Consider the following 21,332-nt stretch of genomic DNA (forward strand, 5'->3'; position numbering starts at 1 on the left):
GGATCATTATTATGGCTCAGGAAACTAAAAATACAGAGAAAAAAGCAGAAGGCAGGGGCCCAGGCCCCAAGCTGCCTATCGGAGAATTCCTTAATTACAAAAAAATATGGCTGCTCTCTTTTGGGCTGACAGCCGCATTTGCGATTATTCCTGTTATCTTTTTTGCCGTCCTGAATTACAACCTGACCCGGCAGTCTTTAGAAAATGATGCTGAGGCCAGAGCTTCCCGCCTGGCCTCCAATACCTGGCGATCTCTTTCCTCTTTTCTTAATGAGCGTAAAAATGCGTTAAACTACGTGGTGCGATCCAACTCATTTGAACAGCTTGGGAACATCCAGCAACTGGCAAATATCTTAGATTTTTTGCGCCAAAGCTTTGGGGGATTCACGGATATCGGCATTATTGACGCCACGGGTGTTCAAAGCACCTATGCCGGACCCCACGGACTTGCAGGCAAAAATTACAAGGATCAGCAATGGTTCAAGGAGGCCATGGCCCATGGAATTTCCGTAAGTGAGGTATTTCTAGGGTTCCGAAATGTTCCCCATATTTCCATTGCCCTGCGTCATACGGCACCTGATGACAGGCACTTCATTATCCGGGCCACCATTGAGCACCAGCTATCCGGAATTTTATCCGAAGTCAAGACAGCAGGTAACGGGGATGCCTTTTTGGTCAATGCACAGGGCGTGCTTCAAACACCGTCCCACCATTTCGGGAATGTGCTTGAAAAAACAAACATTTCTTTACCCCCTGCCACGGACCAAACCCATACCATGACCATTGCATTAGAAGATGGACAGGATTTGATCGCCGCGTTCAGGCATATACCCAATACGCCGTTCATCCTGGTGATACTTAAATCCAAACAGGTAATGATGTCTCCCTGGCATCACAGTCAGGTGACATTAATCCAGTATCTGGGCATCAGTATCTCTGTCATTCTTTTATGGATCGCGGCTGTGACCGGTTATTTTTTCCGGCGTTTAGAATATTTGGATCTTAAACGTTCCAAATATTTTCATATGGCTGAATATGAAAACAAGATGGCGTCCATAGGCCGGCTTGCCGCAGGTGTGGCGCATGAGATCAATAATCCTTTGGCCATTATCAATGAAAAGGCAGGGCTCATAAAGGATATGGCCCATTTCAAGCCGGAGCTGAAACAAGACCCAAGACTTCTTGAAACTGTGGATGTTATCCTTGGCTCGGTGAAGCGGTGCAGCAGGATTACACGCCAACTGCTCAGTTTCGGTCGCCAGACCCAGACTGCTCCGGTGCCCTTAGTCCTTAAATCCGTTCTTGATGAAGTGCTGGTCTTTCTGGTAAAAGAGGCGCAGTTAAAAAAAATTTTTATTGATATAGATGTGCCTGATACCCTGCCCCAAGTCATCGGCAACCGGGGTAAACTGCAGCAGGTTCTTTTAAACATAGTAAACAACGCATTTGCTGCCATGCCCCAGGAGGGGAAGCTTTCGATCAGTGCACAAAAAACGGACGAACCATTTGTCCGCCTTGATATAAGTGATAGTGGATGTGGTATTCCCCCTGAAAATATTAAACATATTTTTGAACCGTTTTTCTCCACAAAAACAAATCAGGGCGGCACCGGTCTGGGGCTTTCCATCACCTATGGCCTTGTCCAGGAGTTAGGTGGACGGATTAAAGTCGAAAGCAAGGTTAATGAGGGCACAACATTTATAATATATCTGCCCACAACAAAACAGAAAGAAGAGTGAACTATGCAGATACTTCTGGTCGATGATGAGAAGGAACTGGTCTCTACCCTGGCAGAACGCCTTGGGTACAGAGGAATTGACGCACACTGGGCCATCACGCCCAATGACGCCATCTCCATGCTGTCTAATCAAAGCTATGACATTGCGGTTCTCGATGTTCAGATGCCGGATATGAACGGCTTTGAGCTCAAGGAACAGATGGAGGCGATATGTCCTGAACTCAAGTTTATTTTTATGACCGGCCACGGGTCTGAAGAATGCTACTATGAAGGATGTTCCCAGACCGGAGAGGCTTTTTATCTTGTTAAACCTGTGGAAATTGACAATCTGATTGAAAAGCTCAACCAGGTCATGCTTGATGGAGGAAAAAGTTGAAACACACGGCTCAGGAAATAATAGATCAATACGGCCCAGCTTATTTCGGCCAAATGGGAGCATCCATATCCCATGATATTAAAAACTGCCTGGCGATCATCAACGAAAATGCAGGGTTGATGTCTGATCATCTTATGATGGCCCAAAAAGGCGTTCCACCCGATATTGATCGTTTTTCAGGAATTGTCCGGCGCATTGAAAAACAGATCGCCCGGGCTGATGGTATCTTGAAATCCCTTAACGCATTTTCCCACAGCATGGACAAGCCGGAACAACAGATAGATCTGGATGAGGCGGTGGGGCTTGTCCTGGGTCTTGGCGCCAGGATTATTGCCAATAGAGGCATTAAGGTGAATCATACCCAGGCTCCCGACAAACTTTATGTCAACGGATCACTTTTCTTTTTATTATCCCTGATCTGGTCAATTTTAGAAAATATAACAGAAAACCTTGCATCAAATGCCATTCTCAATATATTCTCTATGGAAGATGAGAATAAACAAATTTGTTTAAGCTTTCAGTGTGAACAGCCTTTTGCCTCTAATTTTGATCGACAGGCAAACAGTCAGGCATTGGCCTTATTAAAGGCGAAACTTGTATTGGATGATCAGTACACCAAGGCCGACCTGATATTTGGCAGATAACAAAATAATTTCAACAGACAACAGCTTCTTTAATATCAACTAATTAAAAGGAGACCCCGGCAATGAGTGAAAAAGTTTTAATTATAGATGACGAACAGGAGTTCACAGAAGCCCTGGCAGAAAGAATGACGAACCGGGGAATGACGGTGAGTACTTCGAGTTCCGCTATTGAAGGCCTGCAGAGCGTTGAAGAACAATCCTTTGACGTGGTCGTCCTTGATCTGCAGATGCCGGAAATGGATGGTATCGAAACCTTAAAAATCCTGAAAAAGAAAAGACCCGAACTTCAAGTGATTCTTTTGACCGGGCACGCCACGGTTGAAAAAGGTATAGAGGCCATGAAGCTCGGTGCCATGGATTTGCTTGAAAAGCCGGCTGACATGACGACCTTGACGGAAAAAATAAAAAAGGCCCAGGCCAAAAAAATGATCCTGGTGGAGAAAAAATCCGAGGAAAGAATTAAGGAAATCATAGAAACCCGGGGATGGTAGCTCCTAAGCCTTAAGCGGTTGGTCGATTTTTCAATGGACAAAGAAAAGGGATAAAAACATCGAACCCCGCTTTTATCCCTTTTAAAGTTACAGAGGATCAACAGGGAAAACCATCAGGTGTTTATCGGCCTAAAAAACAGAGATTGTCACGTGTAGTTTTATCCTCAAACATTTCGATTTTCTCAACCGAATTTTACACGCCAAGCGATCAATAAAGTAGTCAGCAACAGCTAGGTGTTCATAACATAGACACATTGTAAGGCCTCTAATTCCTCAAAATCTTTGAAGATGGCCGATTTACGGCGGCGGAGTCGCCGTGAACTCTGAACATCTACGGTTTGACCGTAGCATGTTTCTTGTTTGAATTGAGTAAGCTGTCCGTATGCCGTAACAACTGTAGTTCTAACAGGTTAAAGTCCTGAAGGAGGAATTATCCGTACGCCTTCTTAGCACCGGGAAGCAGCGTCTGGGTAACCAGAGGTTGTAAGTTTCTTATGGGCAAAGATGCAGGCCGTAACGAAAGTGAACCTATATGTAGCCTCGTCAACTAATTGAAGATGCCGACCTTTTGGACATCAAGGGAAGGCCGTAGTGCCTGGGAGTAGAAAACGGAAATCCTTTCAGGTGATCTTCCGGGGTAGCAGGGATGGCATGTATCGGAAGAATTGCAGTGCAGTGCGGGAGACCCAATGCGGTTACGGTGAAGGGCCGTTAACTGATGGATATAAGGAGATCCGAAATTCCATGGGGCTGTATTGGGAGTCGGAGGGGTTCATAGTACCGATTGAGGCTGAGGGACAACATAACCCCGGCCAAGGAAAGGGACCCTACTTTGTTCACGTAACTAACGAGCGGAGGATCAGGAGATTGCAATATGCTACTAACTCCGGATAGGATCAGGACGCTTCAGAGGAAGCTCTATTGTAAGGCCAAGCAGGAACCGGATTTTCGTTTCTATTCTTTATATGACAAGGTCTACCGGGCTGACATCCTTGGTCATGCCTATCGCCTTGCCCGGGCAAACAAAGGTGCACCTGGAATAGATGGTGTCAGCTTTAAGTCCATAGAGAAGGATGGAGGGGAAATCAAATTTGTGCAAAAGTTGGAATCCCAACTTACGCAAAGTGGAAAAGGGCGCAAGCCTTACAGCGAAGAACATCGGAAAGCCGTGTACGGGAGAACCGTATGCACGGTTTGATGAGGGAGCATTGAGGATGCAAGGCCTTTGGAACACGTAGTAGCCGCGTGCGGCAAGGCGTCTCGAATATAAAAAGGGCTGAAGAAACCGGCCGAATCAGTGCTCTACTCTACCCGGATTGATTCGGATTGATTTAATGTGTATCCTGAAAAAGGTCATAAGGAAGTAACAAAGGCACATAAACAAAGGGTGGTATCAGTTTCCATCAGCGGCGTTTTTTTAAGCATTCTTATTGGGCTATTTATTGTCAACAAGCTGCCTTTTATAATTTTTGCTTTCTACATTGTAATTAGCATAGTAACATTTGGTCTATATGCGGGAGACAAATCAGCAGCTCGACAAGGGAAGTGGAGAACTTCTGAGAGTACACTGCATCTTTTTTCCTTAGTTGGTGGGTGGCCTGGAGCTTTTATTACCCAGAGTCAACTGCGGCATAAGTCAAAAAAACTATCTTTTAGAGTTGTATTCTGGTTCACAGTTGTAATTAACTGTGGCATTTTAGGCTGGCTATTAACTCCCGAAGGCGCTCAACAGATAGAAAATCTGATAAGCGCCCTAAAAAGCATAAAATTGAGTTAACCAGCCACTACTTCGGTCTTGGTTCCCTCGCCGGTCAACGCACACCGATGAATCAAACTGCGTTTGCTTGATCGGCGCACGGCGCCGTTCAGCACCGCGATTAACTTTTTTTAATCCGCTCTTCGAGATCTGAAGGTGAAATAAAAATAAAAGTTCGCCCCTCTTTCAGCTTGCTTAAAAGATTTAATGTGTCCGACATGTATAATAAATCCTTTCTTGCAGTTTCATAGGAAATTCCATGTGAGTTGCGATGTTCGTTGATATTATAAATAAATCTTGGATTTTTCAGAGCATGACGGAGAATGGCTAATTGCCTAAAATTTAGCTTCCCTCCAAGGTGTTTGGCACTCCGTAATGTTTCTTGCGCCTCTTCAATATCCTTGGTCTTTTTTTCCAGATAAGCATGGAGGTCTTGAATGGCATTTCTAATAACTTCAAGTTGATGAATTATAAAATAGGTGGCATCATTGTCGTCAGTTTCCGTGTACAGGAATGCCCTGCCATACTGAACGGGTGCTAATTTCATAATTCGAGATATGGAAATAAATTCTGATAACCAATATCCTTGGCTTATCATTGACCAGTAAAATAATGCTCTTGCCGTTCTACCATTACCATCAACAAAGGGGTGGTCATAGGCCAACATGAAGTGAAGTATTATTGCCCTGATGACAGGGTGAATAAAACCCGCATCTGACTTATAATTGGCGAATTTACATAAAGATTCCAATCGTTTTTTTAATTCCGAGGCATTTGGTGGCGAATGTAAAATGTTATAACCAGTGTGATCAGATACATACACTTTATCATTTTCTGACCTGAAGACACCTGCTTTTTCTGGATCATCTAATGTCTTCTCAGTTAATATTCGGTGAAGTTCAAAAAGGAAGGAAGGTGTTAATTCATCATCTTTAAACTCCCTTATAAACTGCATCGCATGAAAATTATTCAAAATCATCTGTTCGCTTTTATCTTTTGGGCCCCTTCCTTGCCTGATCATTTCTTTTGCAACGTGTCTTGTAGTGGAGGCACCTTCTAATTGACTGGAATTTATCGCTTCTTCGACAAGCGATTTGATTAAATATGTATTTTGCATACCCTGATTTGCAATGGGTTGATTGGCGGTAATAGTTCCGGCTGCATTCATATCAAGCCAGTGCAAATCACGATTGACGGCATCAGGAGTACAGAATTTAAAAGGCTGATTAGATTTATCGTATAATGGAAGTGTCGTGAATAGATTTTGTCTTTTAAATCTAATGATGGCCCACCATTCTTCGCTGGTTAATTCATCTGGTGGCGTTAAATGTCTAAGTTTGTCCCAATGAAGATATCGGCCCTTTTCATCTGTTATGCTTGCATCGAAAGCCTTGGCAAAAAGCTCTCTTCTTTCTGTAATGGTTTTTATAAAATCAGGTGGACTGACTGGGATTTTCATGGTCAATAGTATCCTGTTAAATATTTAATTTCCTATGAATGGTCTGTTTCTCTTCCATGATGCCAGAATTGTCTCTGCAGCGATCTGTGCTCCACCCTGTTTTTGTGAAATATAATGACTCACCGCATCAATACGGGTTTTCCGGTTTCCTGATTTTACCAGGTGTCTGCACATGGTTTTAACCACATGCTGCCGGTTTTTGCATCGGGTTACGGCACCCGTATTGAAGATCTCTTTTCCTACCCAGGCAAAATCCTGCCAGTGGGGGCCGATGATTGTGGGAATGCCCAATGCTGCAGGCTCCATGAAGTTTTGTCCCCCTAAGGGCACAAGACTTGCGCCGACAAAAACCACGTGGGCATGTTTGTAGGCCTGATACAGATCGCCAAACCTGTCCCAGAGGATAATTGCCGGGCCGGTTAGAACGGATGATATCTGTGAGCCTTTGTAAACCTTGAGGCCGTTGTTGTTCAATTTTTTTAATAATGGCGCTATCCGGTGCACATGCCTGGGGAACAGGGCAATCACCTGGTTCGGCACCTCTTTTTTTAATCCTTTGACCATGTCAATGATCTGCTTTTCTTCCTGACGGCGGAAGGAGGCAAGAATAGAGAGGGGCAGTTGCCGGGGTACAATTGCAGCCAAAGCTGAAACGTCACTATCCGTATCGGTTTTTTGAAATTTCATACGGTCAAATTTGATGTTATCCATGATCCCGATATGGGTATGGGAAAACACCTGGGAAAATCTTTGGGCATCCTGGTCAGAGATGGCAAGGATGCGCTCCGGGGCAAAACAGCGCCAGAACGCTTTGGTGAGCCTGTAATACCGGCTGCTTTTTCTGGACAACCTGCCGTTGATGATCAATACCCTGGTATGATTTCTTTTTAAAGCATAAAGATGGGCCGGCCACAGTTCTGTTTCCAGCAGAACCATGACGGCAGGATTGACCTGGTACACTGCTTTGTCCATGGCCTTTGGGCTGTCAAGGGGGAATATATCAAAGCACAGGCTGATATGGGGTGAATACTCTTTTTGAGACAACGCTTGTGTCAGAATCTCCATGCCCTGCTCCGTGTTTGTGGTCAACAGAATGGTGACCGGCCTGTCCACGTCAAGGGCCTTTATGATGCATACGGCAAGGTAAGCCTCTCCGGCTGATGCTGCCTGTATCCAGATATCTGCCGGTTCAAGGTGAACCGGATTGATGCGCCTGTCAAAGGTTGGTGCAAGCCTTGGGTGCTTTTTCAAAAAAGGCAGGGCCGCACTCCACAGCATATTGTAAAATTTGAAAAAATTGGGTATAAAAGCACACTTTGTCATGGGAGGCTATGCTCTCATGTTTTTTGACACTTGACAATAGAATCTGTAAAGCAATTGTCCCCGCCCATGAAATCAAAAAAAAACAGCTTGTCTATAGAACGCAGGCAAAAGATTATCCGGATGGTGTTTGCACACTGGAAACGGATTGCCCTGGCCGCGTTATGTATGGTGGTGGTTGCCGGCGCCAACGGTAGCATGGCTCTCCTGGTGAAACCTGTCCTTGATGATATTTTCATTGCCAGGGACAATACCAAATTGTTGCTTATCCCCGGCCTTGCCGTCCTGGTTTTTTTCCTGAAAGGGGTCGGCTCATACGGGTCGGACTACCTGATGAATCATGTGGGGCAGCGTATTATCCGCGATTTTCAGGACACTCTTTATGAAAAGATCATGAATCTGCCCATTGCATATATCCACAAGGAAAAGACCGGGGCGCTCATGTCCCGGATCACAAATGATGTCAATATCATTAAAGGCATGGTCTCCACTGCCGTTATCAGCCTGTTCAGGGACTCTTTTTCCGTTGTGGCGTTTTTGTTTGTTATTTTTTACCGGGACTGGAAACTTGCGTTGGGCGCCTTTATTGTCCTGCCCGTGGCCTTTTATCCGATTGTCATATTTGGCAAAAGAATCCGCAAATTTTCCACAGGATCCCAGGAAACCATGGCAGATCTTAACTCCTTTCTGCATGAAACCTTTTCCGGGGCAAAAATCATTAAAATTTTCAACCTTCAGTCCTTTGAAACGGCCAGATTTAAGGAAAAAACCAGAGAATTGTTCCGTCTGGAGATGAAAAAGGTGATGACACGGGCATTGTCCTCCCCGGTGATGGAATTTTTAGGCGGGTTGGGCATTGCTTTTGTAATCTGGTTTGGCGGGATGCGGGTAGTTAACGGGACGTCCACTCCCGGTGTGTTTTTTTCTTTTTTGACTGCCGTGATGATGCTTTATGACCCGGTGAAGAAACTGTCCAATCTGAACAACACCATCCAGGAGGGGGTAGCTGCGGCATCCAGGGTTTTTGATGTGCTGGAAACCCGCAATGATGTGAAGGACAAATCCGATGCCCGCCCCCTTGAGGCGTCATCCTGTGATGTGGTTTTTGAAAACGTCTCCTTTGCCTACGGTCCTGACGAACCTTTGGCCTTAAAGAACATCAATCTTAAGGCCGCACCCGGGGAGACCCTGGCGCTAGTCGGCATGAGCGGCGGCGGAAAAACCAGCCTGGTGAACCTGATCCCAAGACTTTATGATGTGACCGGCGGCGGTGTTTTTGTCGGCGGCTGCGATGTTCGGGACCTGACAATTGCGTCCCTCCGGGACCATATTTCCATTGTCACCCAGGAACCCATTTTATTTAACGAGACCGTGCGGGACAATATCCGGTATGGAAAAATGGATGCAGATGATGCAGCGGTTGAAGCGGCAGCCAAGGCCGCCTTTGCCCATGATTTTATCTGCGGTTTTCCCAAGGGGTATGATACCGTCATCGGAGAGCTTGGTTCTCGTCTGTCCGGTGGGGAAAAGCAGCGAATCTGCATTGCAAGGGCGCTTTTGAAAAATGCGCCGGTGCTGATTTTAGACGAGGCAACATCCGCCCTGGATTCCCAGGCGGAGAAAGTTGTGCAAAAGGCTTTGGAAAATCTGATGACGGGCCGTACCTCCTTTGTCATTGCCCACAGACTGTCCACCATAGATTACGCCTCCCGGATTATTGTGCTCAAAGACGGCGCCATTGTTGAACAAGGATGTCATGATGACCTGATGGCTGCAAAAGGTTTTTATCATAAACTGCAGTCCATGCAGACTATAAAAAATTAACACCATTCAAGGAGATACTGCCATGGCTGTATCAAAGGAACTACTCGAAATTCTGGTTTGTCCCAAATGCAAAGGTCCGGTGGAACTGACCGAGACAGAGGACGGTCTGGTATGCAACGCCTGTGCTCTCAAATACGAAATCAGGGATGATATTCCCATTATGCTTATTGATGAGGCAATCCCCGTTAAAAAATGAGTACGCCTAAAGCACCGGTACCGGCCAAGCTTGTGATGTCGGTTTTCATGAAAGATAAGACGGTCCTGGAATCGGTCTTCCCACGCCTTGAAGCTGTGGGCGGTCCCGTGGATATGATCTCACCCTGGCTGGATTTTGATTTCACGGATTATTATTACAGGGAAATGGGGGAACCGTTGTTTCGCAGGCTGATTGCATTCAAGCCGCTCATGGAACAGGAGGCACTTGCTTCGATTAAACTTGCCACCAACCGGATTGAATCGGACTGTCTGGAACAGAACAACAGAACCATCAACATTGATCCGGGGTATCTTTTGGCTTCCCGGTTTATCCTGGCTACGGGAAAGGAGTATTCCCACAGGATTTACATAGGGCAGAAAATTTATGCCGACCTGACGTTAATGTACACCAAAAAAGGCTTTAAATCCCTGGAATGGACTTATCCGGATTATGCGTCCCCTGCTGTGCTCAAATTTTTAGGCCAGGTGAGGCAGAAATATCTTTCGGATCTTAAGGCTCATGATTAAATGCCATAAAAGGATGATTGTATGATAAAAAGCATGACTGCTTTTGCCAAAGTGTCACATACTCTGGATACCCTGACTGTAGAGATGACCGTTCGCGCCTATAATTCCCGTTCTCTTGATTTTTCGATCTATCTGCCCGAAACCTGCCAGGGCTTTGAAGATGAGATTAAAAAAATCATGGGGCAGTTGCATACCCGGGGCAGAATAGAGATCCGGGCAACTCTTACGGACCAGTCCCTGGACCAGGATCTGTTTGAGGTGGACATGATCAAGGCTAAAGCCTATTATAAAGCACTGAAAACGGTCCGGGACAGCCTTTGCCTTTCCGGTGACATTGCCTTGGAAAGCGTGCTCGGCGCCAAGCAAGTCATTGTGGCTGCAAAGCCTGAAGTCAACATGGCGCTTCTTCGTTCCGCGCTGTGTGAAACGACCCGGGCTGCGGCGCAGGCAATTGACCGCATGCGAAAGAGCGAGGGGGACAACCTGTACCAGGATTTAACCCGTCGTATTTCCGACATTGAGCAGCGCATGGCAGGTATTGAAGAACAGGCCAGAACCATACCTGAAGTTTACAAGGCCCGGCTTAAGGAACGCCTGGCCGTGCTGACTGCCGAGGACGGGGATTTTTTTGATCCGGTCCGCCTGGCCCAGGAAACAGCTCTTCTTGCGGACAAAAGTGATGTATCCGAGGAGATTGTCCGGGTGCACAGCCACATTAAAATGTTCCGGGAGGTCATGGATGAAAATGAGTCCCAGGGCAGAAAGCTCAATTTTCTGATCCAGGAGTTTAACCGGGAATTTAACACCATTGGTTCCAAAGCCGGTAATGCAGCCTTGTCCCATGCTGTGGTAGACCTGAAATCCGAGCTGGAAAAGATCCGGGAGCAGGTCCAGAATATTGAGTAGAATTGAGAAGAGGAAACCTATGGAACAGCCACTTTTGAACATTGGTTTTGGCAATACGGTGGTGGCAGAACGGGTGGTGGCTATTTTATCCCCGAACTCGTCGCCCATGAAGCGGGTCAAGGATGAAGCCCGGGAGGATCGGCGTCTCATTGACGTGACCCATGGCAGAAAGACACGGGCCATCATCGTGACGGATTCCAACCACGTGATTCTGTCCGCGATTCAGGCGGAGACGGTTTCCTCACGCTTTGAGGCACTGATCCAAAACCCCGGCGCACCCCAGGAGGAATAGGGCATGGCGGCAAAACTTTTTATTGTTTCTGCACCCTCGGGTGTCGGCAAGACAACCCTTGTTAAAGAACTTTTGAAGCGGTGTCCGGACCTGGTATATTCCATTTCCCACACCACCCGCGCCCCCCGGAAGGGGGAGGTTCACGGAAAAGATTATTTTTTTACGGATAAGGCTCAATTCATGGAAATGGTGGAATCCGGCCAGATGCTGGAATGGGCACAGGTCCACGGCAATTGCTACGGCACCTCCGGCGCTTTTGTTCAAGAACAGCTTGCCGCAGGGCAAAGCGTTCTATTGGATATTGACGTCCAGGGAGGGCGTCAGATTATGGATTTCGGCTTGGATTCAGTTTCCATATTCATCATGGCCCCGTCTTTAGATGTGCTTGAACAGCGGTTGCGGGGGAGGGGAACCGATACCGAAGAGGTGATCCGCACGCGCCTGGAGAATGCAATAGGGGAAATTGCCCAGAAATCCTTTTATACCCATGTGGTGGTCAATGATGTGCTGGATGAGGCGGTTGCCGAACTTATCGCCATTGTTAAACAGGAAACGGTAGGCTGATGGCCGGCAAATCAGCTTCCCCCGGCCGGAGGCGCAAACCCCGCGGCCAGGGAGGAAAAAGTGAACCTCGAAATCCCGGGGATAAAGAGATTCTTTACGGATACCATTCGGTATTTGAAGCCCTGAAGGCCGGCCGCCGTAAATTTGAATCCATCATGGTATATGAGAACCGCTCTGATAAACGGTTACAGGCCGTGGCAGATCTGGCCGGGGAAAAACAGGTGGCTGTCCAAACCCTTTCCGGTGAGGAGTTGGACCGGTTGGCCGGATTTGGCCGTCACCAGGGCATTGCCGCCAGAGTCTCTTCCTTTCCGGTCCAATCAGTCTCTGCGCTGCTCAAACTGATTGAAGGTCGGACAGAGCCGTTTTTTATTCTTATTCTTGAAAGTATTGAAGATCCTCAAAACACCGGTGCGTTGATCCGCACCGCCCTGTGTGCCGGCGTTGATTATATTGTGATGCCAAAGGACCGCTGTGCCCTCCCGTCCGCCGGAGTATCCCGAAGTTCAGCCGGGGCCATGGAGCATGCCCCCATTTTTTTAGCCATCAATCTGTCGATTCTCATTCATGACCTTAAAAAATATGGGGCATGGGTGTCCGGTCTGGATGCCGGTGGCGATAAAGGTCTTTTTGACGCAGACCTGACCGGCAACCTGGCCCTTGTGGTGGGAGGCGAGCACACCGGGCTGCGGCCCGGGGTTATAAAAGCGTGTGATTTTATCCTGTCCATTCCCATGGAGACCCGTATTACTTCTCTGAATGCATCCGTGGCAGGCGGCATTGCCATGTTTGAGGCCCGGCGTCAGCGTCTGGGCATCAATTTCGGATGATAAAAAAACTGGTCAAAGCCACCGGGGCAGGGGTTTGTGCACTGGTGTTTCCGGACAAATGCCTGGGATGCGGCAAATATATTAAAAAAAACGCTGACAACCCGTTAAGCAAGTGTTTCTGCCACAGATGTCTGGGAGAGGTTTTACCGGTATTTGATCACCCTTTTTGCCCTGCCTGCGGCCATTGTTTTGAATCCGGACCTGATCACCTGTGTGAAGCATGTTTGAAAACACCCATGGTGATGGAGAGTGTCCGGGCTGCATTTATCTATAAGGAGTTAATACAAAAGGCCCTGGGGTTGTTCAAATACCAGTCAAAGCTCAGTCTGGCCCGTCCCTTTGAACGTCACCTGTTCCAGGCCTTTGCCACCCATTTTGACATGAATGGTTTTCATTTGATTGTGCCCATTCCCCTCCATGTCTCAAAGGCTAAAAAGCGCGGATTCAACCAGTCCTATTTGCTTGTCCGGAATTTTCCCCGGTTGTACAGGGATGCCTATGGCCGGCCGGCGCCATGGTGCATTGACATCCGCTGCCTTGCCCGGGTCAGGGCAACGGTCAGCCAGACCGGCTTAGACCATAAAGCCCGGAAAAATAATCTTACCCAGGCCTTTGCCTGTCCTAAGCCGGACTATATCCAAGGTAAAAATATCCTTTTAGTAGATGATGTGTTTACCACAGGAGCCACCTGCAATGCCGCGGCCCAGACCCTTATGAATGCAGGGGCTGCCGGTGTGTCTGCCCTTGTTCTGGCCAGGGCTTAATTGGGGTTTGAGCTGTTTTTAATTGAAGGAAGGTAAAAAAAAATAGCACTGTAATAATTTGAATTTATTTCTATAATGCTTTCAAAGGCTCTATATGATTCGACTCGAAGACCTTAAACCCAATGCCTCATTGCGAGGGCTTTTACCCGATAGTCTGGTAACTGTAGTCAATATTCAATGGTATGGTTCCGAAGCCTTGGAACTGACCTATAAAACACCAAATGGCAGGGTGGCAAATGAACTGGTCTATCGCAGCGATGAACAACGACTTGATCTGGTCGAACAAGGGCGTCCATGGGGTTTCGATGGAGACGGGGCCATGTTCCGGCTTGTTTCAGAGGCGCACCGTATCAATCTTGCCCATCTTTTTGATCCGGTTCTGGCGGTTCATACCTCTCTGGTCGATCCCTTACCCCACCAGATTACTGCTGTTTATGGAGAAATGCTTCCCAGGCAGCCGCTACGCTTTCTTCTGGCCGATGACCCGGGTGCCGGGAAAACCATCATGGCGGGGCTTCTGATTAAAGAACTGATCGCGCGGGGAGATCTTCAACGCTGCCTGATCGTCTGTCCGGGCAGTCTTGCTGAACAATGGCAGGATGAACTTTACCGTCGATTCTCCCTGCCGTTTGAAATATTGACCAATGATAAATTTGAAGCCGCCCGCACCGGCAACTGGTTTCTTGAAACGAACCTGGTCATTGCCCGCCTGGATAAGCTCTCGCGCAATGAAGATGTTCAGCAGAAACTAAAGGCCCAGGATTGTCAATGGGATTTGGTCGTCTGTGACGAGGCGCATAAAATGTCAGCAACGGTATTTGGAACAGAGGCAAAATACACCAAGCGCTATCGGCTTGGGCAGCTTTTATCAAGCCTTACCCGGCATTTTTTATTAATGACTGCGACCCCGCACAATGGAAAAGAGATTGATTTTCAGTTATTCATGGCATTGATAGATGGGGATCGCTTTGAAGGACGTTTCCGGGATGGTGTTCATTCTGCCGATGTGTCTGATCTCATGCGGCGCATGGTCAAGGAAAATCTTCTCAAATTTGATGGCACACCACTGTTTCCTGAACGTATTGCCTATACGGTTCCCTACCGGCTTTCCGATGAAGAAGCGTCTCTCTATAAGGCAGTTACTGAATATGTCCGCGAAGAGTTCAACCGGGTGGAAGCAGTTGAAAACGGCGGCCGGAGAGGAACAGTCGGATTTGCTTTAACCATTCTCCAACGCCGTCTTGCATCTTCTCCCGAGGCCATTCATCAATCGCTTCGGCGCAGAAGGGAAAGGCTTGAAAGCCGTTTGAGGGAATTGGAAGTGCTCGAGCGTGCCGGCAGAACCGGGAGCATCCTTTCTGACCTGTTGCCGATCCTGGATGCAGAAGAGGTGGAGGATCTTGAGGATGCACCGGATGATGAGGTCGAAGTCGCAGAAGCAGAAATCCTTGACCAGGCCACAGCCGCACGATCGCTCCAGGAGCTGAAGGCCGAGATCCGGACGCTCCGGCATATTGAATCCATTGCCCTCAACGTCAGAAACAGCGGTGCTGATACAAAATGGCTGCAACTGGCAAGCCTTTTACATGAAATTTTTACGATCCGGACTACAGAAGATGCAGTGCTTGAAGAGGTTAAACCTTATGGTGCCCGGCCTATTCCACCTCACAAGGCTTCTGTTCATCAGAAACTGGTTATTTTTACCGAACACCGGGACACGCTTAACTATCTGGAAAATAGAATCACGGCTCTGCTGGGAAGAGAATCCGCCGTTGTTGTCATTCATGGTACGATTGGCCGCGAGGAACGCCTGAAAATACAGGAAGCCTTCCGGCATGATCCAAAAGTCCAGGTCCTGCTTGCCACTGATGCTGCAGGCGAGGGCATCAACTTACAGCGCGCCCACTTGATGATCAATTATGACCTGCCCTGGAACCCCAACCGGATTGAACAGCGATTCGGCCGGATCCACCGTATCGGCCAGACTGAAGTCTGCCATTTATGGAACCTTGTGGCTGAAGAAACCAGAGAGGGCGATGTCTATCGTAAGCTTCTGGACAAACTGGAGCAGGCCCGCCAATCCCTTGGCGGCCAGGTATTTGATGTCCTGGGCAAACTGCAGTTCGAAGGGAAACCCTTGCGAGATCTGCTGATCCAGGCCATCCGGTATGGAGAACAGCCTGAGGTGATGACCTATTTAACCACTGTTCTGGACCATGCCCTGGACCGGGAACAATTGCGAGACCTCCTTGATGAACGGGCCCTGGCCCATGATGCCATGGATGCCGGCAGAATTCGAAGGGTACGCGAAGACATGGAGAGAGCCGATGCCAGGCGTCTGCAACCCCATTATATTGAATCCTTTTTTAGGGAGGCATTCCAGAAACTTGGCGGAACTGACCGGCAACGGGAACCCCGGCGGTATGAAATTACCCATGTGCCTGCCGTCATCCGGAACCGGGACCGTCTGGTCGGCATGGGTGAGCCGGTTCTTTCCCGATATGAGCGGATCACCTTTGAAAAAGAATTGATCAATCCCCAGGGCCAGCCCCTTGCGGCATTTGTATGTCCCGGGCACCCGCTTCTGGATGCAGTAACAGATCTGACACTGGAACGGCACAAGGATCTTCTTAAACGGGGGGCTGTCCTGGTCGATGACCATGATGCAGGCACCTGTCCCCGGGTCCTTTTTTATCTGGCGCATGCCATCCAGGATGCCGGCACCACCCGATCCGGGGACCGCCGCATTATTTCAAAACAGATGCTTTATGTGGAACTGGACGCGGATGGTCACAGCCGGCATATGCATTATGCACCCTATCTTGATTTCAGGCCTTTAAAAGAGGGAGAGCCTTCCGTTGAGGATCTTCTTTCAAGACCTGAATGCGGCTGGATCGACCGGGAACTTGAACACAAGGCCCAAGGGTATGCCATTACCCATGTGGTCCCCGAGCATTTGGCAGAAGTAAAACAAGGGCGGATTGCCCTGATCGGCAAAACAGAGGCGGCCGTCAAAGAGCGGCTCACAAAGGAAATCACCTATTGGGATCACCGGTCAGAACAGCTTAAACTGCAGGAGCAGGCCGGGAAAGTCAATGCCCGCCTGAATTCAAACGAAGCCCGTAAACGGGCAGATACCCTGCAGGCCCGCCTGCAGAAAAGGCTTGAAGAACTCAAGCTGGAAGCCCGGATCTCACCTTTGCCACCCGTGGTGATGGGAGGGCTTTTGATCATTCCTTCAGGACTGATCCGCAACATGACCGGTCACACAGAAGAAACTCCGGAAACCATAAGCCGGGCCAGGGATACCCAGGCGGCTGCTGCCAAAGCACGATCCGTGATCATGGATATTGAGCGCAGCCTCGGTTTTGACCCCATTGACCGGGAAACGGAAAAACTGGGCTACGACATTGAAAGCCGTATCCCCAATACCGGCAAGCTGCGGTTTATTGAGGTTAAAGGCCGCATCACCGGGGCACAGGCGCTGACCGTTACCCGCAACGAAATTCTTTATTCCCTGAACAAACCCGATGATTTTATTCTGGCCATTGTGGAATTCATGGGGAACGATGAGCACAAGGTCCATTATCTGCGCCAGCCCTTCCAGCGGGAGCCTGATTTTGGCGTGACCAGCGTCAACTATGCTTTTGCTGAACTTCTGGCCCGGGCGGACAATCCATCATGATTATCATGATAAAAAAAATGATGACAATGGGATTGTTGGGTGTTATTGTAACCTCAATACTGAATCTGAATAACACCCGCCACGCCTCCTGGGGTCTTGACCCCGAATGCGCACCCCGGCGGGTTACTTATTTTTGGGGGAAGGCGTGAAATATACCAAGCCCCCGCTGACCATTGACGACCAGATCAATTTGCTGACGTCCCGGGGAATGACCATACCCGATCCTGCCCGGACTGCCCGCTATCTCTCCCATATCAGTTATTTCCGCCTTCGCGGTTATTGGATTCCTTTTGAAAAGGGGGATAATGGGAAAGACCATCATTTTAAAGCAGGCACATCCTTTGACAATGTTCTTGATCTCTATATTTTTGACAGAAAATTTCGCCTCCTCATCCTTGAAGCCATTGAACGGGTGGAAGTCTCCCTGCGGGCTCATTTTGCCAATGAACTGGGAGTCTGTTATGGCAGCCATTTTTATCTGGATGCAGACTATATTCATAATACACGGATTCAATCAGGCCTGATTGACTCTCTTAAGGCTGAAATAGACCGAAGCACCGAGCTTTTTATTGATCATTACCGCAAGACCTATGATGATCCTGCCATGCCCCCCATCTGGGCCGCTGCAGAGGTCATGTCATTTGGTCAGCTTTCCTTGTGGTTTAAGAATCTTAAAACCCGCAGCGATCGGAACCGTGTGGCCAAATCCTATGGCATTGATGAGGTCATATTACAGTCATTCATGCACCATTTGACGTTTATCCGGAATATCACCGCCCATCACGGCCGGCTCTGGAACCGCCGCATGACCATCACCATGAAACTGCCCAGAACACCCAGGGCACTTTCTGCCATGCTTAACCCGAAAACCGAACGGTATATTGGAAACACTGCGATCATGCTGGGATATTTTCTTAAATTGATCAGTCCGGGAACATCCTGGCCTGAAAGAATGCGAAAACTGATTCAGGACTCCCCGGGTATTCGACCTTCAGCCATGGGATTCAATGAAAATTGGACAGATCTGCCTGTGTGGGATACCAATAAAAGAGAATAGAATAAATATATGAAAAAGAAACTCATTGAAGTGGCCTTGCCTTTGGATGCCATTAACAAGGCTTGTGCCCGTGAAAAATCCATCCGCCATGGCCATCCGTCCACGCTTCATCTCTGGTGGGCCAGACGCCCCCTGGCCGCAGCCCGGGCTGTGATTTTTGCCCAGATGGTGGATGATCCGTCCGGATATCCAGACCTGTTCCCCACAGAAAAAGCCCGGGAAAAGGAACGCCAGCGCCTGTTTAAAATTATCGAGGATCTGGTGTTGTGGGAGAATACCACCAACGAGACGGTCCTGCAAAAGGCCAGGGATGAAATCTGGCAGAGCTGGCACCGCACCTGTGCGCAACATGCTGATCATCCAAGGGCAGAAGAATTGTTTAACCGCTATGTTCTGCCCGCTTTCCATGATCCCTTTGCCGGCGGCGGGTCCCTGCCCCTGGAGGCCCAACGCCTGGGGCTGGAAAGTTATGCCTCGGATCTCAATCCCGTGGCGGTGCTCATCAACAAGGCCATGATCGAAATCCCGCCCAAATTTGCCGGGAAACCACCGGTAAACCCGGACTGGCAGAATAAACCCGAGAGAGAAAAGGCCCTGTCTCTCTGGAAGGGTGCCCAGGGCCTGGCCGAGGATGTCAGATACTATGGGAAATGGATGCGGGATGAGGCGGAAAAACGCATCGGCCACCTGTACCCCAAAATTGAAATCACAGATGAAATGGTCAAAAAAAGACCGGATCTGAACCCCTATGCCGGTAAAAAACTCACTGTGATTGCCTGGCTCTGGGCCCGTACGGTGAAAAGTCCCAACCCGGCCTTTGCCCATGTGGATGTGCCGCTGGCTTCCACCTTCATGCTTTCCACCAAAAAGGGCAAGGAAGCCTATGTGGAGCCGGTGATTGAAAATGGGGGGTATCGGTTTGCGGTGAAGGTGGGTAAGCCTGAGGATGATATAGCTGTAAAACTTGGAACATCGGCAGGCAAACGGGCAGGATTTAAGTGTCTGATGTCCGGAACGCCATTGCCCTATGATTACATCCGGTCTGAAGGGCAGGCTGGTCGCATGGGGGAACGAATGATGGCCATTGTTGCAGAAGGTGTGCGTGGGCGGGTGTATCTTAAGCCGACACCGGAAATGGAAGCCATTGCTTTGACCGCAAAACCTGAATGGAAGCCGGATACACCAATGTATGGCAAGTGTCGCGTCAATGTATCCAACTATGGATTGGATGTTTACGGCGATCTTTTTACCCCTCGCCAGCTTGTGGCCCTGACAACCTTCTCCGATCTGGTGCAGGAAGCCCGTGAGCAAGTAAAACAGGATGCTGTTAAGGCGGGTCTGTCTGATGATGGCAAAACACTGGATAAATTGGGCGATGGGGCTGAGGCCTATGCTGATGCAGTGGCAGTATTTTTAGGGTTTGGAGTGAGCAAGACAAGCAATCGTTCGAGCTCGATATGTACTTTTAAGAGTGGAGTACAGTGCCCCGGAGATACTTTTGGTAGGCAAGCGATACCTATGTCCTGGGATTATGCAGAAGCCAATATAGTGAATGGTCCAAGCGGCTCATTTGAAAGCATGATGAAAAATGTTGTTGCTGGATTGCTTTCAAACGGTACAACGAATGGCACAAGAGGCTTGGCAAGGCAACAAGATGCTTCAAAACAATCGATTAGTGCAACAAAAATCGTCTCCACAGATCCTCCCTATTATGACAATATAGGCTATGCTGATTTGTCTGATTTTTTTTATGTTTGGTTACGCCGTTCTCTAAAATTGACCTTTCCAGAACTTTTTGCCACGCTTGTTGTACCAAAGGAAAGAGAATTGGTGGCCACACCTTACCGTCATGGCAGCAAAAAAAAAGCTGAAGCTTTCTTCCTTGAGGGAATGTCCCAGGTTATGCACCGGCTCTCAGCTCAGACACATCCAGCTTTCCCGGTTACCATTTATTATGCCTTTAAACAGTCTGAGAGTGATGGTGCAGATGGCCTAACCAATACCGGTTGGGATACTTTTTTAGATGCCATTATCAAAGCTGAATTCGCAATCAGTGGAACTTGGCCAATGAGAACTGAGCGTGAGAATCGTAAAATTAATCAAGGCACCAACGCTCTTGCCTCCAGCATCGTCTTAGTCTGCCGAAAGCGATATGTTGATGCCCCCATTGCCACCCGCAGGGATTTTGTGGCTACCCTCAAATCCGAATTGCCCCAGGCCCTTGCCCATCTCCAGCGCGGTAATATTGCACCCGTGGATCTGGCCCAGGCGGCCATCGGTCCGGGCATGGCGGTTTACACCCGGTATTCAAAAGTTCTGGATGCCAAAGGCACCCCTCTTACGGTTCGCGAAGCCCTGTCCCTGATCAACCAGACCCTGGATGAAGCCCTGGCCGAGCAGGAGGGGGATTTTGATGCAGACAGCCGCTGGGCCCTGACCTGGTTTGACCAGATGGGGTTTGCTGAAGGTGATTACGGGATCGCAGAGCAGCTTTCCAAATCTAAAAATACCAGCGTGTCCGGCATGGTGGAGGCCGGGATTCTGGTATCCAGATCCGGGAAAGTTCGCCTTTTGACACCGGCTGAACTGCCCCAGGGCTGGGACCCTGAAACCGACAAACGGCTCACGGTCTGGGAAATGGTGCATCAGCTCATCCGCGCCCTTGAAACCGGCGGAGATTCAGCCGCAGCCATGCTTGTGGCCAAACTGGGTGCACAGGCCGAGACGGCCCGGGAACTGTGCTACCGCCTTTATACCCTTTGTGAACGAAAAAAACGGGCCAATGAGGCCATTGCATACAATAGTCTGGTGCAGAGCTGGCCGGAAATTATCCGGCTGGCAGGTGAAGAAAAAGACAAGAAACCTCAAGACGAACAATCTGAAATGTTCTGACAGGAGATCCC

19 protein-coding genes are annotated in these 21,332 nt (G+C 48.6%); 17 read left to right on the forward strand and 2 right to left on the reverse strand.

Going from position 1 to position 21,332, the window contains the following annotated elements; all coding sequences use genetic code 11:
- Positions 1-11: 11 nt before the first annotated feature.
- The 6 genes from DESPODRAFT_RS11435 to DESPODRAFT_RS11460 all read left to right on the forward strand — a co-directional run bounded on the left by DESPODRAFT_RS11435 (position 12) and on the right by DESPODRAFT_RS11460 (position 5,026).
- Positions 12-1,739 carry a sensor histidine kinase gene (locus DESPODRAFT_RS11435; RefSeq protein ID WP_004073662.1) on the forward strand — a complete coding sequence of 576 codons (1,728 nt, stop codon included), beginning with the start codon at positions 12-14 and terminating at the stop codon, positions 1,737-1,739.
- 3 nt (positions 1,740-1,742) lie between these two features.
- Positions 1,743-2,114 carry a response regulator gene (locus tag DESPODRAFT_RS11440; protein ID WP_004073663.1) on the forward strand — a complete coding sequence of 124 codons (372 nt, stop codon included), beginning with the start codon at positions 1,743-1,745 and terminating at the stop codon, positions 2,112-2,114.
- Positions 2,111-2,758, forward strand: a complete 648-nt coding sequence (locus tag DESPODRAFT_RS11445) for a sensor histidine kinase (protein ID WP_004073664.1) — start codon at positions 2,111-2,113, stop codon at positions 2,756-2,758. The genes DESPODRAFT_RS11440 and DESPODRAFT_RS11445 overlap by 4 nt, the downstream gene beginning before the upstream one ends.
- 62 nt (positions 2,759-2,820) lie before the next feature.
- The gene (locus DESPODRAFT_RS11450) at positions 2,821-3,249 is read left to right on the forward strand and encodes a response regulator (RefSeq protein ID WP_004073665.1); all 429 of its coding nucleotides are present in this window, start codon (positions 2,821-2,823) and stop codon (positions 3,247-3,249) included.
- Between the two features lie 874 nt (positions 3,250-4,123).
- The gene (locus DESPODRAFT_RS20625; protein WP_040015765.1) at positions 4,124-4,447 is read left to right on the forward strand and encodes a hypothetical protein; all 324 of its coding nucleotides are present in this window, start codon (positions 4,124-4,126) and stop codon (positions 4,445-4,447) included.
- 138 nt (positions 4,448-4,585) lie between these two features.
- Positions 4,586-5,026 carry a DUF1294 domain-containing protein gene (locus DESPODRAFT_RS11460; RefSeq protein ID WP_052314703.1) on the forward strand — a complete coding sequence of 147 codons (441 nt, stop codon included), beginning with the start codon at positions 4,586-4,588 and terminating at the stop codon, positions 5,024-5,026.
- A 100-nt stretch (positions 5,027-5,126) separates the two neighbouring features.
- On the opposite strand, the gene DESPODRAFT_RS11465 is transcribed toward DESPODRAFT_RS11460, so the two are convergent.
- Together DESPODRAFT_RS11465 and DESPODRAFT_RS11470 are read right to left on the reverse strand one after the other, a co-directional pair.
- Entirely contained in the window at positions 5,127-6,464 is a 1,338-nt protein-coding gene (locus DESPODRAFT_RS11465; protein ID WP_004073666.1) for a Fic family protein, read from the reverse strand.
- Positions 6,465-6,488: 24 nt separating this feature from the next.
- Positions 6,489-7,787 carry a 3-deoxy-D-manno-octulosonic acid transferase gene (locus DESPODRAFT_RS11470; protein WP_004073667.1) on the reverse strand — a complete coding sequence of 433 codons (1,299 nt, stop codon included), beginning with the start codon at positions 7,785-7,787 and terminating at the stop codon, positions 6,489-6,491.
- A 66-nt stretch (positions 7,788-7,853) separates the two neighbouring features.
- Between DESPODRAFT_RS11470 and DESPODRAFT_RS11475 the strand changes: the two genes are divergently transcribed.
- The 11 genes from DESPODRAFT_RS11475 (at position 7,854) to DESPODRAFT_RS11520 (ending at position 21,321) form a co-directional block, all read left to right on the forward strand.
- A complete protein-coding gene (locus DESPODRAFT_RS11475; protein WP_004073668.1) occupies positions 7,854-9,608 on the forward strand; it encodes an ABC transporter ATP-binding protein in 1,755 nt (584 codons plus the stop codon).
- A gap of 22 nt (positions 9,609-9,630) precedes the next feature.
- Positions 9,631-9,804, forward strand: coding sequence for a Trm112 family protein (locus DESPODRAFT_RS19505; RefSeq protein WP_004073669.1), 174 nt, complete (start codon positions 9,631-9,633; stop codon positions 9,802-9,804).
- Entirely contained in the window at positions 9,801-10,331 is a 531-nt protein-coding gene (locus tag DESPODRAFT_RS11480; RefSeq protein WP_004073670.1) for a DUF4416 family protein, read from the forward strand. The genes DESPODRAFT_RS19505 and DESPODRAFT_RS11480 overlap by 4 nt, the downstream gene beginning before the upstream one ends.
- Positions 10,332-10,352: 21 nt before the next feature.
- Complete coding sequence (locus tag DESPODRAFT_RS11485; RefSeq protein WP_004073671.1) at positions 10,353-11,237, forward strand: YicC/YloC family endoribonuclease; 885 nt, start codon at positions 10,353-10,355, stop codon at positions 11,235-11,237.
- A 19-nt stretch (positions 11,238-11,256) separates the two neighbouring features.
- Positions 11,257-11,529 (forward strand): DUF370 domain-containing protein, encoded by a 273-nt coding sequence (locus tag DESPODRAFT_RS11490; RefSeq protein ID WP_004073672.1) that lies wholly within the window; start codon positions 11,257-11,259, stop codon positions 11,527-11,529.
- 3 nt (positions 11,530-11,532) lie between these two features.
- Entirely contained in the window at positions 11,533-12,093 is a 561-nt protein-coding gene (gene gmk / locus DESPODRAFT_RS11495) for a guanylate kinase (RefSeq protein WP_004073673.1), read from the forward strand.
- A complete protein-coding gene (rlmB, locus tag DESPODRAFT_RS11500) occupies positions 12,093-12,923 on the forward strand; it encodes a 23S rRNA (guanosine(2251)-2'-O)-methyltransferase RlmB (protein WP_004073674.1) in 831 nt (276 codons plus the stop codon). Before gmk ends, rlmB begins: the two co-directional genes overlap by 1 nt.
- A complete protein-coding gene (locus DESPODRAFT_RS11505; protein ID WP_004073675.1) occupies positions 12,920-13,687 on the forward strand; it encodes a ComFC family protein in 768 nt (255 codons plus the stop codon). The genes rlmB and DESPODRAFT_RS11505 overlap by 4 nt, the downstream gene beginning before the upstream one ends.
- A gap of 94 nt (positions 13,688-13,781) precedes the next feature.
- Positions 13,782-17,372, forward strand: a complete 3,591-nt coding sequence (locus DESPODRAFT_RS11510) for a DUF8742 domain-containing protein (protein WP_004073676.1) — start codon at positions 13,782-13,784, stop codon at positions 17,370-17,372.
- 145 nt (positions 17,373-17,517) lie between these two features.
- Positions 17,518-18,429: an Abi family protein gene (locus DESPODRAFT_RS11515; RefSeq protein ID WP_040016337.1), complete on the forward strand. Its 912-nt coding sequence runs from the start codon at positions 17,518-17,520 to the stop codon at positions 18,427-18,429.
- Between the two features lie 9 nt (positions 18,430-18,438).
- Positions 18,439-21,321, forward strand: coding sequence for a DUF1156 domain-containing protein (locus tag DESPODRAFT_RS11520; RefSeq protein WP_004073679.1), 2,883 nt, complete (start codon positions 18,439-18,441; stop codon positions 21,319-21,321).
- Positions 21,322-21,332: the final 11 nt, after the last annotated feature.

Origin of the sequence: Desulfobacter postgatei 2ac9 (assembly GCF_000233695.2) — a bacterium.
Taxonomy (GTDB): domain Bacteria; phylum Desulfobacterota; class Desulfobacteria; order Desulfobacterales; family Desulfobacteraceae; genus Desulfobacter; species Desulfobacter postgatei.

What these genes read in the sequence shown, in the direction of transcription:
- DESPODRAFT_RS11520 (WP_004073679.1), top strand. Translation starts at nt 18,439, where the DNA reads ATGAAAAAGAAACTCATTGAAGTGGCCTTGCCTTTGGATGCCATTAAC.
- DESPODRAFT_RS11440 (WP_004073663.1), top strand. Translation starts at nt 1,743, where the DNA reads ATGCAGATACTTCTGGTCGATGATGAGAAGGAACTGGTCTCTACCCTG.
- DESPODRAFT_RS11470 (WP_004073667.1), bottom strand. Translation starts at nt 7,787, where the DNA reads ATGACAAAGTGTGCTTTTATACCCAATTTTTTCAAATTTTACAATATG.
- DESPODRAFT_RS11435 (WP_004073662.1), top strand. Translation starts at nt 12, where the DNA reads ATGGCTCAGGAAACTAAAAATACAGAGAAAAAAGCAGAAGGCAGGGGC.
- DESPODRAFT_RS11465 (WP_004073666.1), bottom strand. Translation starts at nt 6,464, where the DNA reads ATGAAAATCCCAGTCAGTCCACCTGATTTTATAAAAACCATTACAGAA.
- DESPODRAFT_RS11450 (WP_004073665.1), top strand. Translation starts at nt 2,821, where the DNA reads ATGAGTGAAAAAGTTTTAATTATAGATGACGAACAGGAGTTCACAGAA.
- DESPODRAFT_RS11475 (WP_004073668.1), top strand. Translation starts at nt 7,854, where the DNA reads ATGAAATCAAAAAAAAACAGCTTGTCTATAGAACGCAGGCAAAAGATT.
- DESPODRAFT_RS11490 (WP_004073672.1), top strand. Translation starts at nt 11,257, where the DNA reads ATGGAACAGCCACTTTTGAACATTGGTTTTGGCAATACGGTGGTGGCA.
- DESPODRAFT_RS11505 (WP_004073675.1), top strand. Translation starts at nt 12,920, where the DNA reads ATGATAAAAAAACTGGTCAAAGCCACCGGGGCAGGGGTTTGTGCACTG.
- DESPODRAFT_RS19505 (WP_004073669.1), top strand. Translation starts at nt 9,631, where the DNA reads ATGGCTGTATCAAAGGAACTACTCGAAATTCTGGTTTGTCCCAAATGC.
- gmk (WP_004073673.1), top strand. Translation starts at nt 11,533, where the DNA reads ATGGCGGCAAAACTTTTTATTGTTTCTGCACCCTCGGGTGTCGGCAAG.
- rlmB (WP_004073674.1), top strand. Translation starts at nt 12,093, where the DNA reads ATGGCCGGCAAATCAGCTTCCCCCGGCCGGAGGCGCAAACCCCGCGGC.
- DESPODRAFT_RS11480 (WP_004073670.1), top strand. Translation starts at nt 9,801, where the DNA reads ATGAGTACGCCTAAAGCACCGGTACCGGCCAAGCTTGTGATGTCGGTT.
- DESPODRAFT_RS11485 (WP_004073671.1), top strand. Translation starts at nt 10,353, where the DNA reads ATGATAAAAAGCATGACTGCTTTTGCCAAAGTGTCACATACTCTGGAT.
- DESPODRAFT_RS11510 (WP_004073676.1), top strand. Translation starts at nt 13,782, where the DNA reads ATGATTCGACTCGAAGACCTTAAACCCAATGCCTCATTGCGAGGGCTT.
- DESPODRAFT_RS20625 (WP_040015765.1), top strand. Translation starts at nt 4,124, where the DNA reads ATGCTACTAACTCCGGATAGGATCAGGACGCTTCAGAGGAAGCTCTAT.